Annotated in this window: 24 protein-coding genes and 1 pseudogene; 15 read left to right on the forward strand and 10 right to left on the reverse strand. The window is 68.4% G+C overall.

The features are described from left to right. The first annotated feature begins 59 nt into the window (after positions 1-59). Together dapA and QE360_RS13465 are read left to right on the forward strand one after the other, a co-directional pair. A complete protein-coding gene (gene dapA / locus QE360_RS13460; protein ID WP_307099250.1) occupies positions 60-959 on the forward strand; it encodes a 4-hydroxy-tetrahydrodipicolinate synthase in 900 nt (299 codons plus the stop codon). 87 nt (positions 960-1,046) lie between these two features. Next, positions 1,047-1,355: a 5'-nucleotidase gene (locus tag QE360_RS13465; RefSeq protein ID WP_309702237.1), complete on the forward strand. Its 309-nt coding sequence runs from the start codon at positions 1,047-1,049 to the stop codon at positions 1,353-1,355. Here the strand turns inward: QE360_RS13465 and QE360_RS13470 are convergent. Next, on the reverse strand, positions 1,321-2,250 hold the full coding sequence (locus QE360_RS13470) for an endo alpha-1,4 polygalactosaminidase (protein WP_309702239.1): 930 nt from the start codon (positions 2,248-2,250) through the stop codon (positions 1,321-1,323). The two genes, QE360_RS13465 and QE360_RS13470, sit on opposite strands and share 35 nt — an antisense overlap. Before the next feature lie 137 nt (positions 2,251-2,387). Here QE360_RS13470 and smpB point away from each other — a divergent pair, with 137 nt between their 5' ends. From smpB to QE360_RS13515, 9 genes are all read left to right on the forward strand, one after another. Beyond that, a complete protein-coding gene (smpB, locus tag QE360_RS13475; protein ID WP_007403364.1) occupies positions 2,388-2,867 on the forward strand; it encodes an SsrA-binding protein SmpB in 480 nt (159 codons plus the stop codon). Continuing rightward, the gene (locus QE360_RS13480) at positions 2,867-3,442 is read left to right on the forward strand and encodes a DUF2062 domain-containing protein (RefSeq protein ID WP_309702241.1); all 576 of its coding nucleotides are present in this window, start codon (positions 2,867-2,869) and stop codon (positions 3,440-3,442) included. Before smpB ends, QE360_RS13480 begins: the two co-directional genes overlap by 1 nt. Positions 3,443-3,537: 95 nt before the next feature. Further along, positions 3,538-5,595: a M13 family metallopeptidase gene (locus tag QE360_RS13485; RefSeq protein ID WP_309702243.1), complete on the forward strand. Its 2,058-nt coding sequence runs from the start codon at positions 3,538-3,540 to the stop codon at positions 5,593-5,595. Between the two features lie 73 nt (positions 5,596-5,668). Further along, positions 5,669-8,077, forward strand: coding sequence for a response regulator (locus tag QE360_RS13490; RefSeq protein WP_309702245.1), 2,409 nt, complete (start codon positions 5,669-5,671; stop codon positions 8,075-8,077). 25 nt (positions 8,078-8,102) lie between these two features. Next, entirely contained in the window at positions 8,103-8,453 is a 351-nt protein-coding gene (locus QE360_RS13495) for a response regulator (protein ID WP_307099237.1), read from the forward strand. A gap of 92 nt (positions 8,454-8,545) precedes the next feature. Continuing rightward, positions 8,546-10,267, forward strand: a complete 1,722-nt coding sequence (gene ilvD / locus QE360_RS13500) for a dihydroxy-acid dehydratase (RefSeq protein WP_307099235.1) — start codon at positions 8,546-8,548, stop codon at positions 10,265-10,267. Further along, a complete protein-coding gene (locus QE360_RS13505) occupies positions 10,254-10,640 on the forward strand; it encodes a hypothetical protein (RefSeq protein WP_309702247.1) in 387 nt (128 codons plus the stop codon). The genes ilvD and QE360_RS13505 overlap by 14 nt, the downstream gene beginning before the upstream one ends. Beyond that, on the forward strand, positions 10,637-12,016 hold the full coding sequence (locus tag QE360_RS13510; protein WP_309702249.1) for an NAD(P)H-hydrate dehydratase: 1,380 nt from the start codon (positions 10,637-10,639) through the stop codon (positions 12,014-12,016). Before QE360_RS13505 ends, QE360_RS13510 begins: the two co-directional genes overlap by 4 nt. A 4-nt stretch (positions 12,017-12,020) precedes the next feature. Next, a complete protein-coding gene (locus tag QE360_RS13515; RefSeq protein ID WP_309702251.1) occupies positions 12,021-13,217 on the forward strand; it encodes a class I SAM-dependent RNA methyltransferase in 1,197 nt (398 codons plus the stop codon). On the opposite strand, the gene truA is transcribed toward QE360_RS13515, so the two are convergent. Both truA and fmt read right to left on the reverse strand, forming a co-directional pair. After that, on the reverse strand, positions 13,199-13,948 hold the full coding sequence (truA, locus tag QE360_RS13520; protein ID WP_309702253.1) for a tRNA pseudouridine(38-40) synthase TruA: 750 nt from the start codon (positions 13,946-13,948) through the stop codon (positions 13,199-13,201). The two genes, QE360_RS13515 and truA, sit on opposite strands and share 19 nt — an antisense overlap. Next, a pseudogene (gene fmt / locus QE360_RS13525) lies at positions 13,945-14,851 on the reverse strand (methionyl-tRNA formyltransferase). Before fmt ends, truA begins: the two are co-directional and overlap by 4 nt. Positions 14,852-14,904: 53 nt before the next feature. On the opposite strand from fmt, the gene recR reads away from it, so the two are divergent. The 3 genes from recR (at position 14,905) to rmuC (ending at position 17,616) form a co-directional block, all read left to right on the forward strand. Further along, positions 14,905-15,501 (forward strand): recombination mediator RecR, encoded by a 597-nt coding sequence (recR, locus tag QE360_RS13530; RefSeq protein WP_307099223.1) that lies wholly within the window; start codon positions 14,905-14,907, stop codon positions 15,499-15,501. Positions 15,502-15,546: 45 nt separating this feature from the next. Further along, on the forward strand, positions 15,547-16,068 hold the full coding sequence (gene def / locus QE360_RS13535; protein WP_309702256.1) for a peptide deformylase: 522 nt from the start codon (positions 15,547-15,549) through the stop codon (positions 16,066-16,068). 84 nt (positions 16,069-16,152) lie between these two features. Further along, positions 16,153-17,616, forward strand: a complete 1,464-nt coding sequence (gene rmuC, locus QE360_RS13540; RefSeq protein WP_309702258.1) for a DNA recombination protein RmuC — start codon at positions 16,153-16,155, stop codon at positions 17,614-17,616. A 202-nt stretch (positions 17,617-17,818) separates the two neighbouring features. Here rmuC and QE360_RS13545 read toward each other — a convergent pair whose 3' ends face one another. The 7 genes from QE360_RS13545 to QE360_RS13575 are packed head-to-tail and all read right to left on the reverse strand — an operon-like array spanning position 17,819 to position 22,909. Continuing rightward, positions 17,819-18,631, reverse strand: coding sequence for an RNA methyltransferase (locus QE360_RS13545; RefSeq protein WP_307099216.1), 813 nt, complete (start codon positions 18,629-18,631; stop codon positions 17,819-17,821). Next, positions 18,631-18,903, reverse strand: coding sequence for an HPr family phosphocarrier protein (locus tag QE360_RS13550; RefSeq protein ID WP_307099215.1), 273 nt, complete (start codon positions 18,901-18,903; stop codon positions 18,631-18,633). The genes QE360_RS13545 and QE360_RS13550 overlap by 1 nt, the downstream gene beginning before the upstream one ends. Next, positions 18,900-19,307 (reverse strand): PTS sugar transporter subunit IIA, encoded by a 408-nt coding sequence (locus QE360_RS13555; RefSeq protein ID WP_307104538.1) that lies wholly within the window; start codon positions 19,305-19,307, stop codon positions 18,900-18,902. The genes QE360_RS13550 and QE360_RS13555 overlap by 4 nt, the downstream gene beginning before the upstream one ends. 18 nt (positions 19,308-19,325) lie before the next feature. Beyond that, complete coding sequence (rapZ, locus tag QE360_RS13560; RefSeq protein WP_309702263.1) at positions 19,326-20,237, reverse strand: RNase adapter RapZ; 912 nt, start codon at positions 20,235-20,237, stop codon at positions 19,326-19,328. Next, positions 20,237-20,671 carry an HPr kinase/phosphatase C-terminal domain-containing protein gene (locus tag QE360_RS13565; RefSeq protein WP_309702267.1) on the reverse strand — a complete coding sequence of 145 codons (435 nt, stop codon included), beginning with the start codon at positions 20,669-20,671 and terminating at the stop codon, positions 20,237-20,239. The genes rapZ and QE360_RS13565 overlap by 1 nt, the downstream gene beginning before the upstream one ends. Then, positions 20,668-22,233 (reverse strand): stimulus-sensing domain-containing protein, encoded by a 1,566-nt coding sequence (locus tag QE360_RS13570; protein ID WP_309702269.1) that lies wholly within the window; start codon positions 22,231-22,233, stop codon positions 20,668-20,670. Before QE360_RS13570 ends, QE360_RS13565 begins: the two co-directional genes overlap by 4 nt. Beyond that, positions 22,202-22,909, reverse strand: coding sequence for a response regulator transcription factor (locus QE360_RS13575; RefSeq protein WP_309702272.1), 708 nt, complete (start codon positions 22,907-22,909; stop codon positions 22,202-22,204). The genes QE360_RS13570 and QE360_RS13575 overlap by 32 nt, the downstream gene beginning before the upstream one ends. Before the next feature lie 214 nt (positions 22,910-23,123). On the opposite strand from QE360_RS13575, the gene QE360_RS13580 reads away from it, so the two are divergent. Further along, entirely contained in the window at positions 23,124-24,731 is a 1,608-nt protein-coding gene (locus QE360_RS13580) for a phosphoenolpyruvate carboxykinase (protein ID WP_309702274.1), read from the forward strand. Positions 24,732-24,883 lie beyond the last annotated feature (152 nt).

Here is a 24,883-nt window from a genome sequence, read left to right on the forward strand (position 1 = left end):
GTCCTGAACAATTTCCCATTTCGGCCCAATTTCGGCGCAGCAGGAGCGCATTTCCTCTCATGTTTTCAGGGTCCATTCCGGCGCTCGTGACGCCGTTCGACGATCGTGGCGATCATCTCGGCGGGGCGTTCGACGAAGCGAAATTCCGGGACTTCGTCGAATGGCAGATCGCCGAGGGATCGTCGGCGCTGGTCGCGTGCGGGACCACGGGCGAGGCGGCGACCATGCCCAAGGACGAGCATTTCCATGTCGTCCGGGTGTGCGTCGACCAGGCCAATGGCCGAGTGCCGGTGATCGCGGGGGCGGGATCGAACGACACGATCGTCGCGATCGAGAATATGAAGGCCGCGCAGGCGGCGGGGGCCGACGCCACGCTGATGGTGCCGCCCTATTACAACCGGCCGAGCCAGGACGGCATCGTCCGCCACTTCGCCGAGCTGGCGCGCGAGGCGCCGCTGCCGATCATCCTCTACAACGTACCCGGCCGCACGGTGACCGACATCCAGGCGGCGACGCTGATCCGGATCGTCCAGTCCGCGCCCGATATCTTCGTGGGGGTGAAGGATGCCAGCGGCGCGTTGCCGCGCGTCTCGCACCACCGCGCGGCGCTGGGCGCGGATTTCTGCCAGCTGTCGGGCAATGACGATCTGGCGCTGGCGTTCAACGCGATGGGCGGCGTCGGCTGCATCTCGGTCACCGCCAATGTCGCGCCGCGCCTGTGCGCCGAGTTCCAGGCGGCCTGCGCGGCGGGTGAGAGCGCGCGCGCGCTCGAGCTGCATGACCGGCTGTTCCCGTTGCACGAGGCGATGTTTACCGACGCCTCGCCCGGCCCGGTCAAATATGCGCTCAGCCGGATCATGCCGCATTTCCCGACCGGCATCCGCCTGCCGATGACCTGGCCGTCCGAGGCCGCGCGCGCACAGGTGGACGCCGCGCTGGCGCATGCCGGATTGATCTGACCCGGGCCGCCCGGCCCTGTTCCTGCCGCAATCATCGCCGACCTTTTCCCGAGATCAGGGAAAGGTCGGCCGATGTGGATCGCGGTGATGATGACCTTGCAAGCCGGGGCGGTGGCGGGCCCGGTCCTGCCCGCGCCCAGGCGTCCCTCCACCGGCCGCTGTCCGGCGGACGATGCGGGCGGCGATGTCGTGGTGTGCGGGCGGTCGTCCGAAAGCTATCGGTTGCGGCCCATCCCGGACCGTTCCTCGCCCCTGACCCTGCCCACGGCGCGCACCGAAATCCCCGGCGTCGGGACCCTGTCGGCGGAGGTCGAGCAGGGGGGCGTCGGCGGCTTTCCCAGTAACCGCGCGATGATCCGGCTCAAGATCCCGCTGGGCGCGCGTCGTCGCAACTGAAGCGATAGCTGTCGTCCAGCGCGAGCGCGAGGACCAGCGTGCGGACCCCCTGCTGGCGCGAGGCCGCGCACATCGTGTCGCGCGCGCCGCCGCTGTTGCTGCGATAGCGGTCGGCATATTCGGCGACCAGCACCGGCTTTCCGGCATCGAGAAAGGCCGAATAGCCGCCGCATTCCGAGAATTCATGGCATTGCTCGTTCAGCGCGAAGTCGAAGGCGGGTTGCAGCGCGGCGATCTGGTCGGTGTCGTTCTTCAACCCGATCGCCAGCCCCCGGCCATGCGCCTCGGCGGCGAGGAAGCGGTTATAGTCGAGCTGCATCGCGGCGGTCAGCCCGAGCCCGTTGTCATTGGCATAGCCATCGACATTGTCCGGCTCGACCGCGTCGCAGCCCTTGGCCCTCGCCAGATCGAGCCGCGCGGCCATCACCTTGCGGACGCCGGCCGAATCGATCCGCAGCCAGCGTTCCCCCGCCCAGCCAGACAGCGCCTTGCCGCGGTCGCCGCTGGCGAATTGCGCGTCGTCGGGGCGCCAGTTTTCCGAACTGCCCGCCGAGAAGTAACAGATCACGCGTCGCCCCTGACGATGGAGATCGGCGATCGTCGCGGCCGAACTGTCGAACAGGTCGATATCATAGGCGGCGACGGCATAGCCGGTATTGAGCGTCCCGCTGAGTTGCCATTGCCAGCTGAGCGTTCGCTCGGGCCGCCACCATCCGCCCGCGCTCGGCGTGGGGGTCGCGGTCGGGATGGGCGAGGGGACGGGCGTGGGCGTCACGATCACCGGATCGCCGTCCGCCGCGCCGCCGCCACAGGCGCCGACCATCGCCAGCGCGGTGCAGGCGACCCCCAGGCGCCGGATGCGGGAGAGCGATCGATGCGTGCGTGTCCGGCCCATGCCCGCGCCTTTGCGCCGCCATCCCGCCCGGGGCCAGCCCTGTCGCGGGATGGTACAGGCGGGGAACGCCCGGAAACGGGACATTGCACAGCGAGCGGCTTTTCATGGCGGACGCGAACGCCTACATCGCTCCGTCCATGCGCCCGAAACCCCAGACATTCGACAAGAAGAAGATCGTCGCCGAGAACCGGCGCGCCCGCTTCGATTACGCCATCGAGACGACCTATGAGGCCGGTATCGCCCTGACCGGGACCGAGGTGAAATCGCTCCGCTTCGGCGAGGGATCGATCGCGGAATCCTATGCCGAGGTGCGCGGCGAGGAGGTCTGGCTGGTCAATTCCAACGTGCCGGAATTCAGCCATGGCAACCGCTTCAACCACGAAGCCAAGCGGCCGCGTAAATTGCTCCTTCATGAGCGCGAAATAAACAAGCTCCACGGTGCGGTGGCGCGCGAGGGGATGACCCTGGTGCCGCTGATGATTTATTTCAATTCGCGCGGACGTGCGAAGGTGGAGCTGGCGTTGGCGAAGGGCAAGAAGGCGCACGACAAGCGCGATTCGATCAAGGAACGCGACTGGAAGCGCGAGCAGGGCCGTATCCTGCGCGATCGCGGCTGATGGCCACGGCCGCGCCGACGATGTGGGGCCGGACGATGAACTGGGTCCGGCGCAACATGCCGACCCGCGATTCGATGGAGAGCAACCGGCTGCTCCGCCCGGTCGCGCACCGTGTCCTGGCGCCCGAGCTGTGGCGTTTCACCCGACGGTCGGTGCCGCGCGGCGTCGCGCTGGGCGTGGTGGCGGGTTTCCTGTTTCCCGTCGCGCAGATCGCGATCGCGGCAGTCTTCGCGCTGCCGTTCCGCGCCAATGTGCCGGTCGCGGCGCTGACCACCTTCATCACCAACCCGCTGACTACCCCGATCATCTGGGTCATCGCCTATCGCATCGGCACGTTCCTGTTGCGCAGCGAGACGCCGATCAACACCCAGCCGGTGGCCGAGGCCGCGACCGGGTGGCTGCAATGGGCGCTCAGCGCCTTTCACTGGCTGTGGGAGCAGGGGCCCGCCTTCGGCCTGGGGCTGTGCGTCCTGACCGCGTCCTGCGCGGTGGTCGGCTATGCCGGGTCGGCGCTGGGCTGGCGGCTGTGGATCGCGCGCAAATGGCGCAACCGGCGGAGATCGCCCGCAATGTGATAGCGGTATATCGGTTTGGCGTGGGTTTCTAACGGTTTGACTAGCCGTGTCGTCCCGCTACAACCGTCGCATCACTGTCCTGTTCGGGAATTTCGATGCGCTCTCTGCTGGTCGCCGCTCTTCTGTCCACCGCGATTTCCCCCGCTTTCGCTCAGACCCAAAACCCCGTCGACAAGGCCGCCGTCGGCCCGGTCAAGCCGCATGCCAAGAACGGCCCCGAAATCGGCGATTTCGGCTTCGACATGGCGGGCCGCGACACCACGGTGAAGCCGGGTGACGATTTCTTCGACTATGCCAATGGCACCTGGTACAAGACCACGACGATCCCCGCCGATCGCTCCTCCTATGGCATGTTCCACGTCCTGCAGGACCGCTCGCTCGAACAGACCCGCACCATCCTGGACGACGCGGCCAAGCGGCCGGGCGACAAGGTCGGCGATTTCTACACCAGCTTCATGGATGAGGCGGCGGTCAACGCCAAGGGCGTCGCGCCCGTCAAGCCGTGGCTGAACCAGATCCGCGCGACCCAGAGCCGCGACGCGCTGGCGGTCGAGATGGCCAAGCTCCAGCGGCAGGGCGTCGGCGCGCCGTTCGGCGTCTATATCGGCCAGGACGACAAGGCCCCCGACACCTATATCGCCAATTTCGGCCAAAGCGGCCTGGGCCTGCCCGACCGCGATTATTATCTGAAGGACGACGCCAAGCTGGCGACGATCCGCACCGCCTATCAGGCCTATCTGGCCAAGATGCTGACGCTGGCGGGCGAGCCCAATGCCGAGGCGCGCGCCGCCGCCGTCTTCAACTTCGAAAAGGCGCTGGCGGGCGTCCACTGGACCCGGATCGAAAGCCGCGACGCGGACAAGACCTATAACAAGTGGTTGGCGGCGGACTTCGCCGCCAAAGCGCCGGGCTTCCCCTGGGCGCAATATATGCAGACGCTGGGCATTGCGGGCCGCCCCGCCTATCTGGTCGCGCAGCCCAGCGCGATCACCGGCGAGGCCAAGCTGTACAGCGAGACGCCGCTGAACGTCCTTCAGGACTATGCGATGCTGAAGGTCCTGCGCAGCTATGCGGGCTATCTGTCGAGCGACTTCGACAAGACCAACTTCGCTTTCTATGGCACCACCCTGTCGGGCACGCCCGAGCAGCAGGCGCGGTGGAAGCGCGGCGTCGGCCTCGTCTCCAACGGGCTGGGTGAAGAGGTCGGCAAGCAATATGTCGCCAAGTACTTCCCGCCGGAATCGAAGGCCGCCGCCGATGCGCTGGTCCGGAACCTGATCTCCGCGATGGGCGACCGGCTGCGCAATCTGGAATGGATGGCGCCCGAGACCAAGCAGAAGGCGCTGGCCAAGCTCGCCGCCTTCACGCCCAAGATCGGCTATCCCGACAAGTGGAAGGATTATTCGGGGCTTTCCATCGACCGGAACGACCTGGTCGGCAATGTCGCGCGCGCCAATGCCTTCGAGTTCCAGCGCGATCTCAACAAGCTGGGCCAGCCGATCGATCGCGGCGAATGGTTCATGACGCCGATGACGATCAACGCCTATGCCAACCCGCCGATGAACGAGATCGTGTTCCCGGCGGCGATCCTCCAGCCGCCCTTCTTCGATCCGAAAGCCGATCCGGCGGTGAACTATGGCGGTATCGGCGCGGTGATCGGGCATGAGATCAGCCACCATTTCGACGATCAGGGCCGCAAATATGACGCGACCGGCAAGCTGACCGACTGGTGGACGCCGCAGGACGTGGCGCGGTTCAAGACCTTCACCGACGCGCTGGTGAAGCAATATGACGGCTATGAGCCGCTGCCCGGACAGCATGTCCAGGGCGGCCTGACGCTGGGCGAGAATATCGCCGACCTGGCGGGTCTGACCGTCGCGCTCGACGCCTATCACAAGTCACTGGGCGGCAAGCCCGCGCCGATCATCGACGGGACGACCGGCGACCAGCGTTTCTATTATGGTTGGGCGCAGGTGTGGCGTACCAAGTGGCGCGACCCCGCGCTGCAACAGGCGCTGCTGTCCGATCCGCATTCGCCCGGCCATGAGCGGGTGCTGACCGTCCGCAACCTCGACCCCTGGTACAAGGCGTTCGGCGTCAAGCCGACCGACAAGATGGCGCTGACCCCGGCGCAGCGCGTCCGCATCTGGTAAGCGGGCCCCGCATGGGGGCATGGTTCAGGATCGCGCTTGACCCATGCCCCGTCGGCGGACGATGAGTCGCACCATGGCGATCGCGTCTTCCGAAACCCTGTCCCCCGTCCGTGCCGCCGCGCTCGTCTCGATCCTGGGCGGTACGGCGGCGGCGGGGTTGATGTTCTTCGCGATCCGGAACTGGATCGTCGCGGCCGGCTTTCTGGCGACCGCGCTGCTGATGCTCGCCGTCCTCGTCATGTGGCGGCTGCTCAGCCCGCGCGCGCAGGAGATGCGGCGCACGATCGACTGGGATTTCGCGCGCGTCGTCGCCGATGCCAGCCATGACGCGATCGCGGTGACCGACCGCGCCGGGCGTCTGGTCTGCGCCAACGAGGCCTATGCCGCGCTGTTTCCCGGCATGCCGACCCCGCCCGGCGTCCCGCTGGACGGCCCGTGCGTCGAGGCGCTGGCCCATGCAGGTCGGACGGCGTGGCGCGACGGACTGGGCCGGGCCGACCGGATCGGGGTGATGGGCACCGAGCTGTCGGTGCTGGTCACCCGGTCGGGGGACGAGGCGGACCTGCTGGTCTGGCGCTTCGCCATCGCCGAGGAGCAGGACCTGGCCGAGACGGTCGAGCAGCTGATCGGCGGCATCCATGGCGATCGGCTGGGCGCGGCGGGGATCATGGCGGCGCTGATCGCCCCCGATGGCCGGGTCCGGGCCGCCAACCGGGTGCTGTGCGCGCGGGCGATGGGCGGCGAGATGGAATCGATCGTCGGCCGCGACTTCGCCACCTTCCTCGCTCACAGCCCCTCCGGCCAGATCCGGTTCGTCGCCGAAAAGGATGCCGCGACCCAGCACAGCCTGCGCATCCTGCAAATCCCCTTTGTCGAGGGCGAGGGCGCGCCGATGCTGGTCGTCCTGCTCGACGAAGAGCAGCAGATGGTCGCGCCCACCGGGGCGAATGCGGGCAACCATGTCCGTGGGCTCGTCTCGCTGATGCCGTTCGGCATCGCGCTGGTCGACCGGGACGGGCGGTTCCTCCAGATGAACTCCGCCTTCATGCGCGCGGCCGGGGTGAATGGCGGGCAGCCGCCGCTCTATCCGGGCGACCTGGTGGTGCGCGAGGACAAGGCGGCGGTGGCGGACGCGATTCGCCGCTTCGCCGGAGGGGCGACCCATTCCGCCGACATGGCGGTCCGGCTGAAGGACCATCCCGAAGAACCCGTCGCGTTGACCATCGCGGGCGCGCGCGGGCTGGGCGATGCTGCCGTGCTGTTGAGCCTGAAGGACAATTCCGAGGAAAGCCGCCTCAAGCGCGAAGTGGCGCAGGCGACCAAGATGCAGGCGGTCGGCCAGCTGGCAGGCGGCGTCGCGCACGACTTCAATAACATCCTGACCGCGATCATCGGGCATTGCGACCTGATGCTGATGCGCCATTCACCCGGCGACAGCGATTATGACGACATCCAGCAGATCCGCACCAACTCCAACCGCGCGGCGAGCCTGACCCGCCAGTTGCTCGCCTTTTCCCGCCAGCAGACGCTGCGTCCGCAGATCCTGCAACTGCCCGATGTCGTGTCGGAGGTGTCGAACCTGCTCAAGCGGCTGCTGGGCGAACGCGTCCGGCTGGACGTCAGCCATGGCCGCAATCTGGGCCCGATCCGCGCCGATCCGGGGCAGCTGGAGCAGGTGGTCGTCAACCTGGCGGTCAATGCGCGCGACGCGATCCTGGAGAATGAACCGGCGGGCGGCGGCATCCTGACCATCCAGACCCGCGGTGTCTCGATGGCCGACGTGCGCGCGATGAACCACGACATCCTGCCCGCCGCCGACTATACCGCGCTCATCATCAGCGACAACGGCACGGGCATTCCGGTCGAGATCCTGCCGAAGATCTTCGAACCCTTCTTCACCACCAAGGAAATGGGGAAGGGGACCGGGCTGGGCCTGTCGACCGTCTATGGCATCATCAAGCAGTCGGGCGGCTATATCTTCGCCGAATCGCCATCGGGCGGGGGGGCGCGCTTCTCCATCTATCTGCCGGTCCATGCCGCCCCGGCGGTGCCCGTCGGCAAGGCGGTGGAGGTCAAACCGGCTCTGCCTGCGCCGACGCCCTGGGGTTCGGGCACGATCCTGCTGGTCGAGGACGAGGACATGGTTCGCGCGGTCGCCGAACGCGCGCTGACCCGGCAGGGCTATACCGTCCTGTCGGCGGAAAATGGCGAGGCGGCGCTCGACATGCTCGACAGGCATGGCAAGCCCGACCTGCTGATCTCCGACGTGGTCATGCCTACCATGGACGGACCGACGATGGTCGGGCTGGTCCGCAAACGCTATCCCGACCTGGCCGTGCTGTTCATGTCGGGCTATGCCGAGGAACAGCTGCGCAAGTCGATCACCCTGCCCAATGTCGGTTTCCTGCCCAAACCCTTCTCGGTCCAGCAGCTTGCCGAGGCCACGCAGATCGCGCTGGCGCAACAAGCGGCTGGCGGATGACGCAAAGCATGATATGGCGGTGCCGATGACAGAGCCCGTGCAGATCCTCATCGTCGAGGACGAACCCCTGATCGCCATGATGCTGGAGGACTTTCTGGACGTCCTCGACAAACAGGTCGCGGGCACCGTGGACAGCGTCGACGACGCGCTGGCCCGGGTGGCCGAGGGGGGTATCGACGCCGCCATCCTCGACGTCAACCTGCGGGGCGGCCAGAAGAGCACCCCCGTCGCCGAAGCGTTGGCGGCGCGCGGGGTGCCCTTCGTCTTCGCCACCGGCGGGTCGGACGATGCGGTGGACGAACGCTTCCGCGACCGCCCGCGCCTGCAAAAGCCGTTCACCATGGACGGCGTGGCCAAGGCGCTGGGGTCGCTCTGACCGCTCCGACGGGGTGCGAAAAGCCCCGTCGATGGCATGGCTCGCGAAATTTGCTTGCGTGGGCGGGGTGTCTGGCGACATAGGGCTGCGTCATGACACGCCAATTCGACAAGTCCCGCCTGCCGTCCCGCCACGTTTCCGTCGGCCCGGAGCGTGCGCCGCACCGCAGCTATTACTACGCCATGGGTATCCAGGAAGAGGATATCGCCAAGCCGTTCGTCGCGCTGGCGAGTGCGGGCAACAATTCCGCCCCCTGCAACACCACCCTCGATGCGCAGGCCGATGCCGCGCAGGGCGGGGTGATCCGCGGCGGCGGCATGCCGCGCCGGTTCAACACCATCACCGTGACCGACGGCATCGCGATGGGCCATCAGGGGATGAAGTCCTCGCTGGTCAGCCGAGAGGTCATCGCGGATTCGGTCGAGCTGTCGGTGCGCGGCCATTGCTATGACGCGCTGGTCGGCTTTGCCGGATGCGACAAGTCGCTGCCCGGCATGATGATGGCGATGCTGCGCCTGAACGTGCCGTCGATCTTCGTCTATGGCGGCTCGATCCTGCCAGGCCGCCACCAGGACCGCGACGTGACCGTGGTCGACGTGTTCGAGGCGGTCGGCCAGCATGCGGCGGGCAACTGTCCGCTTCATGACCTGATCGCGCTGGAAAAGGTCGCCTGCCCCGGTCACGGCGCGTGCGGGGGCCAGTTCACCGCCAACACCATGGCGTGCGTCGGCGAGGCGATCGGCCTGTCGCTGCCGAACAGCAACATGATGCCCGCGCCCTTCCTCGACCGCCACGGCATTGCCGAGGCGGCGGGCGAGCAGGTGATGGAGCTGGTCGCGCGCAACCTGCGCCCGCGCGACATCTGCACCCGCGAGGCGTTCGAGAATGCCGCGCGCGTCGTGGCCGCGACCGGCGGCTCGACCAATGCCGGGCTTCACCTGCCCGCGATGGCCAACGAGGCGGGGATCGACTTCGACCTGTTCGACGTGGCCGAGATCTTCAAGACCACCCCCTATATCGCCGACCTCAAGCCCGGCGGCCGCTATGTCGCCAAGGACATGTATGAGGCGGGCGGCGTCTATATGCTGATGAAGACGCTGCTGGCAGGCGGCTATCTGCACGGCGACTGCATCACCGTCACCGGCAAGACGCTGGCCGAGAATATCGACGAGGTGACGTGGAACCCCGACCAGAAGGTCATCTATGACGTGAAGACCCCGATCACGCCGACCGGCGGCGTCGTGGGCCTGCGCGGCAGCCTGGCACCCGAGGGGGCGATCGTGAAGGTGGCGGGCATGAAGCGCCTCCAGTTCGAAGGCACCGCGCGCGTGTTCGATTGCGAGGAAGAGGCGTTCGCCGCCGTCGAGGCGCGCGAGATCACCGACGGCACCGTGGTCGTCATCCGCTATGAAGGGCCAAAGGGCGGTCCGGGCATGCGCGAGATGCTGTCGACCACCGCAGCGCTCTACGGCCAGGGTCTGGGCGAGAAGGTCGCGCTCATCACCGACGGGCGCTTCTCGGGCGGCACGCGCGGCTTCTGCATCGGCCATGTCGGGCCCGAGGCGGCCGATGGCGGCCCGATCGCGCTGGTCGAGAATGGCGATACCATCCGCATCGACGCCGAGGCGGGGACGATCGACCTGGTGGTGGCCGAGGAGGTGCTGGCCGAACGCCGCGCCCGCTGGACCCCGCGCATGAACGATTACCAGTCCGGTGTGTTGTGGCGCTATGCCCAGAATGTCGGCCCGGCGCACCAGGGCGCCGTCACCCATCCCGGCGCCAAGTCCGAGCGCCATGTCTATGCGGATATCTGAATCCGTCTGTCTGGCCGGCGCCCTTGCGCTGGCCGGATGTTCGGGGCGGAGCGATGGCCAGGCGGGGAATGACGCCGCCGCCACCGCTCCGGCCCAAAAGCCCGGTCTCGCCATTGCCTGTGCCCGGGCGGGGGCCGCGCGATTTTCGCAGGACTGCACCGTCGAGCAATCGGCGGCGGGCGATGCGGTGATCCTGACCCTTCGCCATTCCGATGGCGGATTCCGGCGGCTTAAAGTGACGCAGGACGGCCACGGCGTCGCCGCCGCCGATGGGGCGCTTCCGGCGCAGGTCACCATCGCGGGCGACCGGGAGATCGAGATCGCCATCGGCCCCGATCGCTATCGCCTGCCCGCCACGGTCGGCGCGCGATGATCCCGATCGCTGGCCGCACCGTCCTGACCGCCGAGGCGATGCGCGCGGCCGAGGCGGCGGTCTTCGCATCGGGCCTCGACCCGGCCGCGCTGATGCGGCGTGCGGGGGAAGCGGTGGCCCAGGCGGTGGCCCGGCTCGCGGGGCCACGCGAGGTTCTGGTCCTGTGCGGCCCCGGCAATAATGGCGGGGATGGCTATGTCGTCGCCGCCACGCTGAAACATAGGGGCGTCGCCGTCCGGGTCGCGGCGAGCGACGAGCCGCGCAGCGACGGTGCGCGCTGGGCCCGCGCGCTTTGGGATGGCCCGGTCGAGCTGCTGGCGACGGCGCGTCCTGCGCCGGTGCTGGTCGATGCGCTGTTCGGGATCGGCCTGTCGCGGGCGCTCGACCCCGTGGTGCAGGCGGCGCTGGCGCGGCTGGCGGGCGAGGCATGGCTCGCCATCGCGGTGGACATGCCCAGCGGGGTCGCGAGCGATGACGGCGCGATAGGGGGCGAGGTGCCCCGCTTCGACGTGACGCTGGCGCTGGGGGCGGTGAAGCCCTCGCACCTGTTGCAACCCGCCGCCGGTCGGATGGGGCAGGTGCGGCTGCTCGATATCGGCGTGCCGGTCGAGGGGGCGACCCATGTCCTCGATCGGCCTACGCTGCCCGAGCCCGACGCCCGATCGCACAAATATAGCCGTGGCATGGTCGCGGTGGTGGCGGGGAGCATGTCGGGGGCATCGGAACTCGCCGCCACCGCAGCGCTTCGCGCCGGGGCGGGCTATGTCCTTCATCTGAGCGCGGGGGCGTCCGCTGTCGCGCATCCGCATGCGATCGTCCGCCGCGACTATGCGCCCGAAGCACTGGACGAGCAGCGGATCGGCGCGATCGTCATCGGCCCCGGTCTGGGCCGGGATGGCGACGCCAGCGCGCGGCTGGCGGCGGCGCTGGGCAGCGGCCGCCCGCTGGTCGTCGACGGCGATGCGCTGCGGCTGATCGATGCCGACGCGCTGGGGCAGCATATCGGTCCCAAGATTCTGACCCCGCATGGCGGCGAGTTCGGCCATCTGTTCGGCGATGGCTCCGGCGGCAAGCCCGATCGCACCCGCCGGGCGGCCGAGCAGACCGGGGCGGTCGTCGTCCATAAGGGCGCCGACACGGTCATCGCCGCACCCGATGGCCGCACCATCCTGTGCCCGGAGGCCAATTCGTGGCTGTCGACCGCGGGGACGGGCGACGTGCTGGCGGGCGCGATCGGCGCGATGCTGGCGGCCGGGCTCGATCCGTTCGAGGCGGCGGCGGCGGGCGTGTGGCTTCATGCCGAGGCGGCGCGGCGTTGCGGGGCGGCTTTCATCGCCGACGACTTGGCAGACGCGCTTTCCGCCGTCAGAGGCTGATCGCATGAGCGATATCATCATCCGCGTTGCCGCACGCGGCGACGGCGTGACCGAAAATGGCCGCCACGCCGCCTTTGCCGCCCCCGGCGACCTGCTGGAAGCGGACGGCACCGTCACGCCCGGCCTGCATCACCAGGAGCCGCCCTGCGGCCATTTCCCGCGCTGCGGGGGGTGCCAGCTCCAGCATCTGGACGACGAAAGCTATGCCGCCTTCGTCACCGACCGGGTCGCCTCCGCGCTGGACGCGCAGGGGCTGGCCGCGCCGCTTCGCGCGCCCCATGTCTCGCCGCCGCGCAGCCGCCGTCGCGCGACGCTGCATGCCGAGGCGAAGGGCGGGCGGGTGATGATCGGCTTTTCGGAGGAAAAGAGCCACGCGATCGTCGACATCGCCGAATGCCATATCCTCGACCCCATGCTGTTCGCGCTGGTCGCGCCCCTGCGCACGCTGCTCCAGCGGCTGGGGTTCAAGCGGCGCGGCGACGTGCATCTGACGCTGGCGGACCAGGGGGCGGACGTCCTCGTCACCAATTTCTCGCCGGATGGCCTCGAAGCGGCGGAGACGATCATCGGCTTTTGCGAGCGACACGGCGTCGCACGATTCGCGGTCGATGACGGGCTGGGCCCCGAGACGCGCTGGGAGCCGGAGCCGGTGACGGTGACGCTCGGCGGCGTGGGCGTGCCCCTGCCGCCCGGCGCCTTTCTCCAGGCGACGCGCGATGGCGAGGCCGCGCTGGTCTCGGCGGTGCGCGAAGCGGTGGGCCGGCCGCGCACGACCGCCGACCTGTTCGCCGGGCTCGGCACCTTCGCGCTGGCGCTGCCCGGCAAGGTCTATGCGGCCGAGGGTGCGCGCGACGCGATCCTGTCGCTCAAGGGGGCCGCCAATGCGCAGGGGCGGCCGGTCTTTGCCGAGCATCGCGACCTGTATCGCCGCCCGCTGACCAAGGCGGAGCTGGACCGTTTCGACGCGATCGTGCTCGACCCGCCGCGCGCGGGCGCGCGCGACCAGGCGGCGGCGCTGGCCAGCGCCAATGTCGCCTCGGTCGCCTATGTTTCGTGCAATCCGGCCAGCTTCGCGCGCGACGCGCGGGAGATGGTCGATCAGGGCTGGCAGCTGGAATGGGTGCAGCCGGTGGGCCAGTTCCGCTGGTCCACCCATGTCGAGCTGGCGGCGCGCTTCGTGCGTCAACCGTCCGAGGGATAATCCGCCGCGACGAAGAACAGCCCGTCCGACGGCGCGTTCAGCCCCAGCTGCGCGCGGTCGCGGGCGACCAGCGCCGCCTCGACATCGTCCGGCGTCCAGCGCCCCATGCCGACCAGCGCCAGGCAGCCGACCATCGACCGCACCTGATGGTGGAGGAAGGACCGGGCAGCCGCGCGGATATAAAGGCGCGCATCGACTTGCTCGACCGACAGCAGGTCCAGTGTGCGGACCGGGCTGTCCGCCTGGCAATGGACCGAGCGGAAGGTCGTGAAGTCGTGCCGCCCGACCAGCCGAGAGGCCGCCTCGGCCATCGCGGCCTCGTCCAGCGGCTGGGGCACCTGCCACGCCAACCCCGCCTCATGGGTCAGGGGCGCACGGCGGTTGACAATGCGATATTCGTAAGACCGGCGGATGCAGGAAAAGCGCGCATGCCAGTCGTCGGCCACCGTCACGCAGTCCAGCACCGCCACCGGGTTGGGCCGGATCCGCGCGTTGATCGCCTCCATCAGACGGAACGGCGCGATGTCCTTGGCGATATCGACATGCGCGCGCATCGCCAGGCCGTGCACCCCCGCATCGGTGCGCCCGGCGGCATGGACGGCGGTGCGCTCGCCGGTCACGGCATGGATCGCATCCTCCAGCGCCTGCTGCACGCTCGGCCCATGCGACTGGCGCTGCCAGCCCATGAAGGGCCGCCCGTCAAATTCGACCGTCAGCGCGAAACGCGTCAAAGCCGGGTTCCCGCCGGGATCGCAAAGCCGCGCAGCAGCTCGTCGGCACTCGACACGCCACGCCCGGCACGCTGGACCGAGACGGCGCGCAGCGCGCCCTCGCCGCACGCGATGGTCAGCGCATCGTCCAACACCTTGCCGGGGGTGCCTTCGGCCTCGACCGGCTCGGCGGCGAGCAGCTTGACCCGCTCCCCCGCGACCTCGAACCAGGCACCCGGTGCCGGGTTGAACGCGCGGACCTGTCGTTCCAGTTCGACGGCGGGGCGGGTGAAGTCGATCCGCGTCTCGGCCTTGTCGATCTTGGCGGCATAGGTCACGCCTTCCTCGGGCTGCGTCCCGCGCGGGATAGCGGTCGGGGTCTTCCAGTACCCGGACCATCAGCCGCGCGCCCATCGCCGCCAGCTCGTCGGTCAGCTCGCCGGTCGTCTTGCGTCCGATCGGGGTGGAGTCCTCCAGCTTGACCGGGCCGGTGTCGAGCCCCGCCTCCATCTGCATGATGCCGACGCCGGTCACCGCATCCCCCGCCAGGATCGCCCGCTGGATCGGCGCCGCCCCGCGCCACCGGGGTAGCAGCGAGCCATGGACGTTCAGGCAGCCGAGGCGCGGCGCGGCCAGGATCGGCCTGGGCAGGATCAGTCCATAGGCCGCGACCACCGCGACATCGGCATCATGGGCGGCGAACCGCGCCTGTTCCTCCTCACTGCGCAGCGACACGGGAGTGAAGACGGGGATGCCCAGCGCCTCGGCCGCCTGCTGCACCGGCGAGGCGACCAGTTGCCGCCCGCGCCGCCCGCCGGGGCGGGGCGGCTGGCTATAGCTGGCGACGATGTCATGCCCGGCCTGCGCCAGGACTTCCAGGACCGGGACGGCAAAGCCCGGCGTGCCCATGAAGATGATCCGCATGGCAATGCCTCTCTGCGCTGGCGGGACGGCGCGCAACCCCCTATCTGTTCCCCATGGCATCCCCCGAGATCGAGGCGCTGACCCAGGCGCTGGCGCGCATCCCCGGCCTTGGCCCCCGTTCGGCGCGGCGCGCGGTCCTGCACCTGCTCAAGAAGCGCGAGGCGGCGCTTGCGCCGTTGCTGTCCGCGCTGGCGGCGGTCGAGGAGCGGCTGGAGACCTGTTCGACCTGCGGCAATATCGACACCGCGAATCCGTGCGCGATCTGTGCCGATCCCCGGCGCGACGCGGGCGCGCTCTGCGTGGTCGAGGAGGTGGCGGACCTCTGGGCGCTAGAGCGGTCGCGGCTGTTTCCGGGGCGCTTCCATGTGCTGGGCGGCCGATTGTCCGCGCTGGAGGGCGTGCGGCCCGAGGACCTGGCGATCGACGCGCTCGTCCGCCGGATCGAGGGCGGCGGCATCGACGAGGTGGTACTGGCGATGAACGCCACGCTGGAGGGGCAGACGACCGCGCATTACATCGCCGAGCGGATCGAGCGCTTCCCGGTCCGCGTGACCCAGCTGGCGCATGGCCTGCCGGTCGGCGGCGAGCTCGACTATCTGGACGAAGGGACGCTGGCCCAGGCCCTGCGTGCGCGCCGGCCTGTGGTCTGACGCCCCGGCTTGACGCTTTTGCCCATGCGCCGTAGCGAAACCGTCATGGCCATTCTTCCGATCGTCGAAGTTCCCGACCCCCGTCTGCGTCTCGTCTCCAAGCCGGTGGAGGCGGTGGACGACGGCGTGCGCCAGCTCGTCACCGACATGATCGACACGATGTACGACGCGCACGGCATCGGCCTGGCGGCGATCCAGGTCGGCGTCGACAAGCGCGTGCTGGTCATCGACCTTCAGGAAGAAGAGGATGAAGACGGCAAGCCGGTCAAGAACCCGCGCGCCTATATCAATCCCGAAATCCTGTCGGTCAGCGACGAACTGTCCAGCTACAATGAGGGCTGCCTCTCGATCCCCGAGCAATATGCCGAGGTGAAGCGGCCCGCGCGCTGTCAGGTGAAGTGGCTGGACGAAAAGGGCGAGGCGCATGAGGCAGAACTCGACGGACTGCTCGCCACCTGCATGCAGCATGAGATCGACCATCTGAACGGCGTGCTGTTCATCGACCATGTCAGCCGGTTGAAGCGCGACATGCTGATGCGCAAGCTCAACAAGATGCGCAAGGGCTGATCCCTTTCGCGCGAATGGGCCTGTTCGTACGGGCCCGTTCGATCTATGTTCCGGCCTGTCCTTTGGTTCTGACAGGTTGTGACAATGCCCGAATTGATTGCCGTCGCGCTGCTGGCGCTGTTGCTGGGCGGACTGGCCGGATGGCTGGCGGCGCGGCGCAAGGCCGACGGGCTGGCGGGGGAGCTGGCGACGGCCAGGGCGCGCGCGGCCGAGGTCGATCCCTTGCGCGCCGCCCGCGACGCCGCCGAACGTGACAAGAGCGATGCGCTCCAGGCGCTGGCGGAGTTGCGCGGGCGTGCCGCCGACCTCGACATGATCCGCTCCGCGCGCGATGCCGTGGAGGCCGAGCGCAATGCGGCGCTTCGCGAACTGGCCGAGCTGCGCGCCCGGTCGCAGGAGCGCGAGGCGGCGCATGCCCAGGCGCTGGAGGCGCTGGGCCAGGCTCGCGAGCAGATCAACAGCCAGTTCGGCGAGGCGGCGGCACGCGCGCTGGAAGTCGCGCAGCGCCAGTTCCTGGAACGCGCCGAGGCCCGCTTCCGCCAGTCGGAGGAAGCCTCGGGCCAGACGCTCAAGGCCTTGCTCGATCCCGTCCACCAGCGGCTGCAACGCTATGAGGAGGGCGTGCGCAAGGTCGAGGACGAACGCCGCGACGCATTCGGCGAGCTGAAGGGCCAGATCGAGGCGATGCGCATCGGCCAGGAGCGCGTCTCGGGCGAGGCGGCCAAGCTGGTCAACGCGCTGCGCAACGCCCCCAAGGCGCGGGGCCGCTGGGGCGAGCAGCAGCTGCGCAACGTGCTCGAAAGCTGCGGCCTGTCCGAACATGCCGATTTCCAGACCGAGGTCAGCGTGGCGGACGGCGAGGGCGGGAAGCTGCGCCCCGATGCGATCGTGCGCGTGCCCGGCGGCAAGGCGCTGGTCATCGACGCGAAAGTGTCGCTCAACGACTATCAGGACGCGTTCGGCGCGGTCGACGAGGTCGAGCGGCTGGCGGGCCTGTCGCGCCATGCCGCCGCGATGCGCGCGCATGTCAACGGGCTGGGCAACAAGAGCTATTGGAACCAGTTCGACGACGCGCCCGATTACGTCATCATGTTCGTCCCCGGCGAGCATTTCCTGTCGGCGGCGCTCGAGCATGACCCGACCCTGTGGGACTTCGCCTTCGACAAGCGGGTGCTGTTGGCGACGCCGACGAACCTGATCGCGATCGCGCGGACGGTGGCTGCGGTGTGGCGGCAGGAAAAGCTGGCGCAGGAAGCGCGGCAGATCGGCGCGCTCGGCAAGGAGCTCTATGCGCGGCTTGCCGTGATGGGCGGACATGTGTCGAAGCTGGGCAAGAATCTCGACACCGCGATGACCGCCTATAACGCCTTTGTCGGCAGCCTGGAGAGCCAGGTCCTGACCAGCGCCCGCCGGTTCGAGGCGCTGAACATCGACACGGGGGGCAAGAGCATCGACCAGCCCCCCATCGGCGAACAGGCCGCGCGACCGCTGACGAAGTTGATGCCGGTGGTGGAACTTGCGGGAGAGGGGGCGGAAGTCGCCGGCTAATGGCCGCTGGCAGTCGGGGCGAGGGCGGGGCGTGGCCTTCGACTTCGCTCAGGCTGAACGGAGATAGGGTGGGGAGGCTACGGTCATAGCCTTACCCTCACCCTTACCCAAAGCTCCGTTCGCACTGAGCGAAGTCGAAGTGTAAGGGAATCGCTCTCCCTTTGCCAACCACTCCCACCCAGACCGAACGACACCAGGTTCGTCAGCCCGCCGACGCACCACCCTGTTGGGCCAGCACCTCATAGGCCATCACCGCCGTCGCCACCGCCGCGTTCAGGCTGTCGGCCTTGCCCAGCATCGGGATCTTGACCAGCTGGTCGCACGCCGCCGCATAGTCGGCGGGCATCCCTTGCGCCTCGTTGCCGGTCAGCAGGAAGGTCGGAGCGGCATAGCGGGCGGACCGATAGTCCGTATCGGTGTCGAGGCTGAGGCCGACCAGCTGGCCCGGCCCCTGGCGCAGCCAGTCGAGAAAGGGCTGCCACTCGGTCTTCACGATGGGCACGGTGAACAGCGCCCCCATGCTGGCGCGCACTGCCTCGACCGAAAAGGGGTCGACGCATTCGCCGATCAGGATCAATCCGCCCGCGCCCACCGCATCGCCGGTGCGCAGGATCGTCCCCAGATTACCCGGATCGCGCAGCCGCTCCGCCACCAGCCAGATGCCCGCCGAGGATCGGTCGAGCGCATCCAGCGTCGTGCCCAGCTCCTCGAACACGCCGACCACGGCCTGCGGATTGTCCTTGCCCGACAGCTTGGACAGGATGTCCGGCGTCGTCTCGATCGCCTCGCCCTCGGCCCGTTCGACCGCGCGGATCAGCTCGCGGACCAGCGGATGGTCGGCCGAGGGGCGGGCATAGAATAACAGGGTCGGCACCCGACCCGTCTCGCGTGCTTCGGTCAGGATGCGCAGGCCCTCGGCGAGGAACTGGCGCGCCTGTTTGCGGTGGCGCTTGTCGCGCAGGTCGCGGACCCACTTGATCAGCGGGTTGGAATAAGCGGTAATTTCACGGGGCATCAGTCTTCGCCGAACTTCGCTTCCACCAGCGCGGCCAGCGCCTCGACCGTCTCGCCCGCGCCGTCGCCGGTCGCGCTGATCGTGATCGTGTCGCCCATCGCGGCGCCCAGCATCATCAGGCCCATGATCGAGGTGCCCGTCACCATGCTGCCATCCTTGCCGACGCGCACCTCGCAGGGCTGGGTCGAGGCGAGGGTGACGAACTTGGCGCTGGCGCGGGCGTGAAGGCCACGCCGGTTGGTGATGAGGACGGAGCGGCTCTGCTCGGTCATGCGGCGGCCTCGCCCAGCACCTCGGAGGCGACCGAGATATATTTGCGTCCCGCCTCGCGCGCGGCGGCGACGGCATCGACGACCTGCATCGCCTTGCGCGCCGATCCCAGGCGAATCAGCATGGGCAGGTTCATGCCCGCGATCACCTCGACCCGGCCGCGCTCCATCAGCGAGATGGCGAGGTTGGAGGGGGTGCCGCCGAACAGGTCGGTCAGCACGATCACGCCGCGCCCGGCATCGACGGTGGCGATCGCCGCGGCGATGTCCGCGCGGCGCTCCTCCATATCGTCCTCGGGGCCGATCGCGATGGTCGCGATCCGCTCCTGGGGGCCGACCACATGCACCATCGCGGTCACGAACTCATCGGCGAGCCGCCCGTGCGTCACCAGAACCAGACCGATCATGTCAGACACGCATATCCATCATTTCTTGGCCGGCCCGGCTTCCAGAGAGTCTTTCGGCACGGCACGCAAATCACGATGCACCACCGTGGGCGAAAAACCGCTTTTGCGCAACCGTTCCGCGATCCGCTCGGCGACATGGACCGACCGATGCCGCCCTCCGGTACAGCCGATCGCGACGGTGATATAGGATTTGCCGCTGGCGATGTAACGCGGCACCAGCGTGGCGAGCAGCCCTTCGATCTGGCCGAGCGATGCCTCATAGGCGGGGTCGTGGCGGATATAGTCGATCACCGGCTGGTCCAGCCCGGTGCCCGGACGAAGCTCGGCCGACCAGTGCGGATTGCGCAGGAAGCGCATGTCGAAGACGAGATCGGCGTTGCGCGGCAACCCCTTGGAAAAGCCGAAGGACATGACGGTCATCACCGGCTCGCTCAGCCCCTCGACCGCGTAATTGGCGCGCAGCCACTGGCCCAGGTCGTTGCTGGTCATGTTGGTCGTGTCGAGCAGGCGGTCGGCCATGTCGCGCAGCGGCGCGAGCAAGGCGCGTTCGTGCGCGATGCCGTCATCGGCCGCCCGGTCCATGGCCAGCGGATGGCGATGCCGGGTCTCGGCATAGCGGCGCTTCAGCTCGGCCCCGCCACAGTTCAGGAATAGCGTCTCGACCGCGATGCTGGGGCTTTCGTTCAGCCGCGCCACGCGCTGCGAGATCTTGTGCGGATCGAAATCGCGCGTCCGGACCCCTAGGCTGATGGCGAGCGGGCGCTTCTTGCCCTCCATGCCGGCGGGCGGCGGCGCCTCCAGCAGACTGTCGAGCAGGAAGAGGGGGAGGTTGTCCACCACCTCCCAGCCCAGATCCTCCAGCGTTTTCAGGGTGGTCGACGTGCCCGCACCGGACATGCCGGTGACCAGGAGAATGCGTTTGCGGTCCATCACAAGCGCTCCTTGATGTGCGTAACGAGAAGCTCGACCTTGATCGGTGCCGAGGCGGGGCGGGGATCGAGGCGAAACACAGGCAGGGAAACGCCGGCGATCGGGCTCCGGGCCCATTCGGGCATGCGGTCCTCCTCGCCCAGATCGATGACCAGCCCGACCATCGCCTCGTGTCGATGCGGCATGGGGCACAGGCCGACGCCCCTGACCTCGATCAGACCGGCGATCGTCTCGGGCACGCGGACCTGCAACTGGCCGCTCGTGCTGCGGGCCTGGACATAATCGTCACCGATCAGCGTCGCGCCGCGATCGATCAGCCGCAGCGCCAGGTCGGACTTGCCCGCGCCCGACGGCCCGCGCAGCAGGACGCCCATGCCCTTCACGACGACACAGGTCGCGTGGACCAGTTCGACGCGATCATCGGCCAGGGTCATGACACGGGCGCCAGCGGCAGTCGGACGACGAAACGCGCGCCGCTCATTCGGTCCTCCCGCGATTCGACATGGATGCGCCCCTGATGCGCCTCGACGATGGTGCGCGCAATGGCGAGGCCCAGGCCCGAATGACGGCCGAAATCCTCGGCGGCGGGGCGGATCGAGTGGAAGCGGCGGAAGATCGCCTCACGCGCCTCCTCGGGAACGCCGGGGCCCTCGTCCTCGACGCGGACGATCAGGTCATTATGGTCGTGCGCCAGGCTGATCGCCACCACCCCCTGATCGGGCGAGAAGGACAAGGCGTTAGCGACCAGATTCTCGAACACCCGTTCCAGCCGCGCGCCTTCGCCCAGGACGATCGCCGGGCGCGGGTCGGGCGAGTCGAAGCGCAGGCGGATGCCGCGCTCCACCCCGCGCGCCTCACGCTGTTCGATCAGCCTGCCGATCAGCGCGTGGAGGTCGACCGGATCGAACTTCGCGCGGCTCAACTGCGCATCCAGCCGCGAGGCGTCGGAAATGTCGGTGATCAGCCGGTCGAGCCGCCGGACATCGTCGCGGACGATCGCCAGCAACTGCGCCTGGAGCGCGGGGTCGCGGATCATCTCCAGGCTGTCGACCGCGGAGCGGAGCGAGGCGAGGGGGTTCTTCAACTCGTGGGTGACATCGGCGGCGAAGGCCTCGGTCGCGTCGATCCGCGCGCGCAGCGCCAGGCTCATGTCCGACAGCGCGCGGGCCAGCATCCCCAGTTCGTCGCGACGATCGGGCAGGCGCGGCACCACCACTTCGCGCGCGCGGCCCAGCCGGACGCGGACCGCCGCCCGCGCCAGCCGCCGGAGCGGCCGGACGATGGTGCGGGCCAGGAACAGCGAAAGCAGGACCGAGATCAGCGCGACGAGCGCGAGCAGGACGCTCAGCCGAAACCGCTCGATCCGGACGGTTTCGGTGATGAAGCGGGCATTCTCGGTCGTCATGATCGCGCCGCCGCCGGGCAGCGGGGCGGCGGCGGTGATGACGGGGGTGCGGTCGGGCGCGCGCCAGACCGAGCCTGACACGCGCGCCTGCCGCGCCGCCACGACATCGGGCCATTCCGCGCCGCCGCGCCGTTCGCGATAGAGCGGCGGCCGGGCGGCACCGACGACGGTGTCGATCCCGGCGTCGAGGAAGCGCGCGATCGCCTGCCCCCAATCCTGCTTGTCGGGATCGCGCAGGACGAAGTTGCGAACGCCTAGGTCGCGGCTGTCGGCGGTCATCCGCCCCTGCGGATCGTAGAGCCGCAACCGCCCGCCGGTGTCTTTGGCGATCCGCATCATCAGTGCATCGCGCTCGCCCGGCCGGACCGAGCTGAGCGCCTCGCCGACCAGCCGCACCTCGCGCAACGCTTGCGCCACCCGGTTGTCGAGCAGCCGGGTGCGATAGGAATCGAGATAGAAGAACCCCCCCGCCAGCAGCAGCAGCGCAAAGATGTTGAGCGCCAGGATCCGCTGGGTCAGCGAGATCTGGCCCGACCAGCGCAGGGCCAGGTCGGGGGCTTCACTCCTCGGAGAATCGGTAACCGGCGCCATAAAGCGTCTCTATGGCGTCGAAATCGGGGTCCACCTGGCGGAACTTGCGGCGCAGGCGTTTGATATGGCTGTCGATCGTGCGGTCGTCGACATAGATGTCGTCCTGATAGGCCGCATCCATCAACTGGTTGCGGGTGCGCACGATGCCGGGCCGCTGGGCCAGCGTCTCCAGGATCAGGAATTCGGTCACGGTCAGGGTGACCGGCTCGTCCTTCCACGTCACCTTGTGCCGCGCCGGGTCCATGGCCAGCGCCCCGCGCGTCAGCGGGCCCTGCACCTCGGTGGCGGTCGTGCCCTGCACCTGCCCGGACGCCTCCGACCGGCGCAGGATCGCACGGATGCGCGCGATCAGCAGCCGCTGGGAAAAGGGCTTGGCGATATAATCGTCCGCCCCCATCGCCAGCCCCAGCGCCTCGTCCAGCTCGTCATCCTTGCTGGTCAGGAAGATCACCGGGATCTGGCTCTTCTCGCGCAGGCGACGAAGCAGCTCCAGCCCGTCCATGCGCGGCATCTTGATGTCGAAGATCGCCAGGTCGGGCGGATTGTCGATCAGCGCCTTCAGCGCGGCTTCGCCATCGGCATAGATGCGCGTGAGGAAACCCTCCGCCTGAAGCGCGATCGACACCGAGGTCAGGATGTTCCGGTCGTCGTCGACCAGCGCGATCGTAGCGGTCATGCGATGGACTTGCCCTGGAACGAGGCTTGCGATCGGTCGGCCATGCGCACTCGGTTAGGCCAAAGCGGGACACGGCTCAACCGTCTTTGCGGACTCGTGTGTTTGACGTGTTAAACAAACCGACTATGAAAAGGGGGACGCATACATATTCCTATGCGGCGGCAAGAGGTGCCGGAACTTCCGGCGCCCGGCATGAGGGAATGAGGAAGCTCTTATGAACGAACGGATTCCGGAGATCGGATTGCAGGCGCAGGGCATCGAAACCCGCGCGACGCTGCATTGGAACCTGGTGACGGCGCGGCTGATCGAAACGGCGGTCGCGCGAGGCGAGGGCAAGCTGTCCGCCGATGGTCCGCTGGTGGTCGAGACGGGTGAGCATACCGGCCGCTCGGCGCAGGACAAATTCATGGTCCGCGACGACGAGACCCGCGACACCGTCTGGTGGGGCAAGACCAACAAGCCGATGAGCCCCGACGATTTCGCCGCGCTCAAGGCCGATTTCTTCGCCGCGCTGGGCCAGAAGGAAGATCTGTTCGTCCAGGACCTGTATGGCGGATCGCAGCCCGAGCATCGGGTTCGCGTGCGTGTCGTGACCGAGCTGGCCTGGCACAATCTGTTCATCCGCACCATGCTGGTCCGCCCCGAAGAGCATGAGCTGCGCAAGTTCGTCGCCGACTATACGATCATCGACCTGCCCAGCTTCCGCGCCGACCCCGCGCGCCACGGTTGCCGCTCCTCGACCGTCATCGCGGTCAACATGACCGAGAAGCTGATCCTGATCGGCGGCACGCGCTATGCGGGCGAGATGAAGAAGTCGGTCTTCGGCCTCCTCAACTATCTGCTGCCGACGACGGGCGTGATGCCGATGCATTGTTCGGCCAATATGGGCGCGGATGGATCGACGGCGGTGTTCTTCGGCCTGTCGGGCACCGGCAAGACGACGCTGTCGGCCGATGCCAGCCGCACGCTGATCGGCGATGACGAGCATGGCTGGTCCGACACGGCAGTCTTCAATTTCGAGGGCGGCTGCTATGCCAAAATGATCCGCCTCTCGCCCGAGGCCGAGCCGGAAATCTTCGCCACGACCAAGCGGTTCGGGACGGTCCTGGAAAACGTCGTGATGGACCCGGTCACGCGCCAGCTTGACCTGAACGACAACAGCCTGGCCGAGAACAGCCGGGGGGCGTACCCGATTGACTTCATCCCCAATGCGTCGAAGGACAATATGGGGGGCGTGCCGCGCAACATCGTGATGCTGACGGCGGACGCCTATGGCATCCTGCCGCCGATCGCCAAGCTGACGCCCGAGCAGGCCATGTATCACTTCCTTTCGGGCTATACCGCGCGCGTCGCGGGGACCGAGATCGGCGTGACCGAGCCCGATGCGACCTTCTCGACCTGTTTTGGCGCGCCCTTCATGCCGCGTCATCCCTCGGTCTATGGCAATCTGCTCAAGGAGCGGATCGCCAAGGGGGGCGTGGATTGCTGGCTGGTCAATACCGGCTGGACCGGCGGCAAATATGGCGTCGGCCACCGCATGCCGATCAAGGCGACGCGCGCGCTGCTCAACGCCGCGCTCGACGGCAGTCTCAACCAGGCCGAGTTCCGGACCGATCCCAATTTCGGCTTCCAGGTGCCGGTCGCGGTGCCCGGTGTCGATCCGGCCATCCTCAACCCGCGTGATACCTGGGCGGACAAGGCGGCCTATGACGCGACGGCGGCCAGGCTGGTCGATCTGTTCAACGAGAATTTCGGCCAGTTCGCAGACCATGTCGACGAAGGCGTCCGGGCGGCGGCGCCCAAGGTGACGGTGGCGGCGTAGCTTTTTGGGTGGGGGAGGGCGCTCGTGGCGGGCGTTCTCCCTTGGCCTTCGACTGCGCTCAGGCTGAACGGAAGTTGGTAGGATTTCCCTGGACCCCGTTCAGCCTGAGCGAAGTCGAAGGCCACGCCCCGACACCGGCCTCAATCCGCCAA

This window comes from Sphingomonas sp. SORGH_AS_0789 (assembly GCF_031453055.1).
GTDB lineage: Bacteria > Pseudomonadota > Alphaproteobacteria > Sphingomonadales > Sphingomonadaceae > Sphingomonas.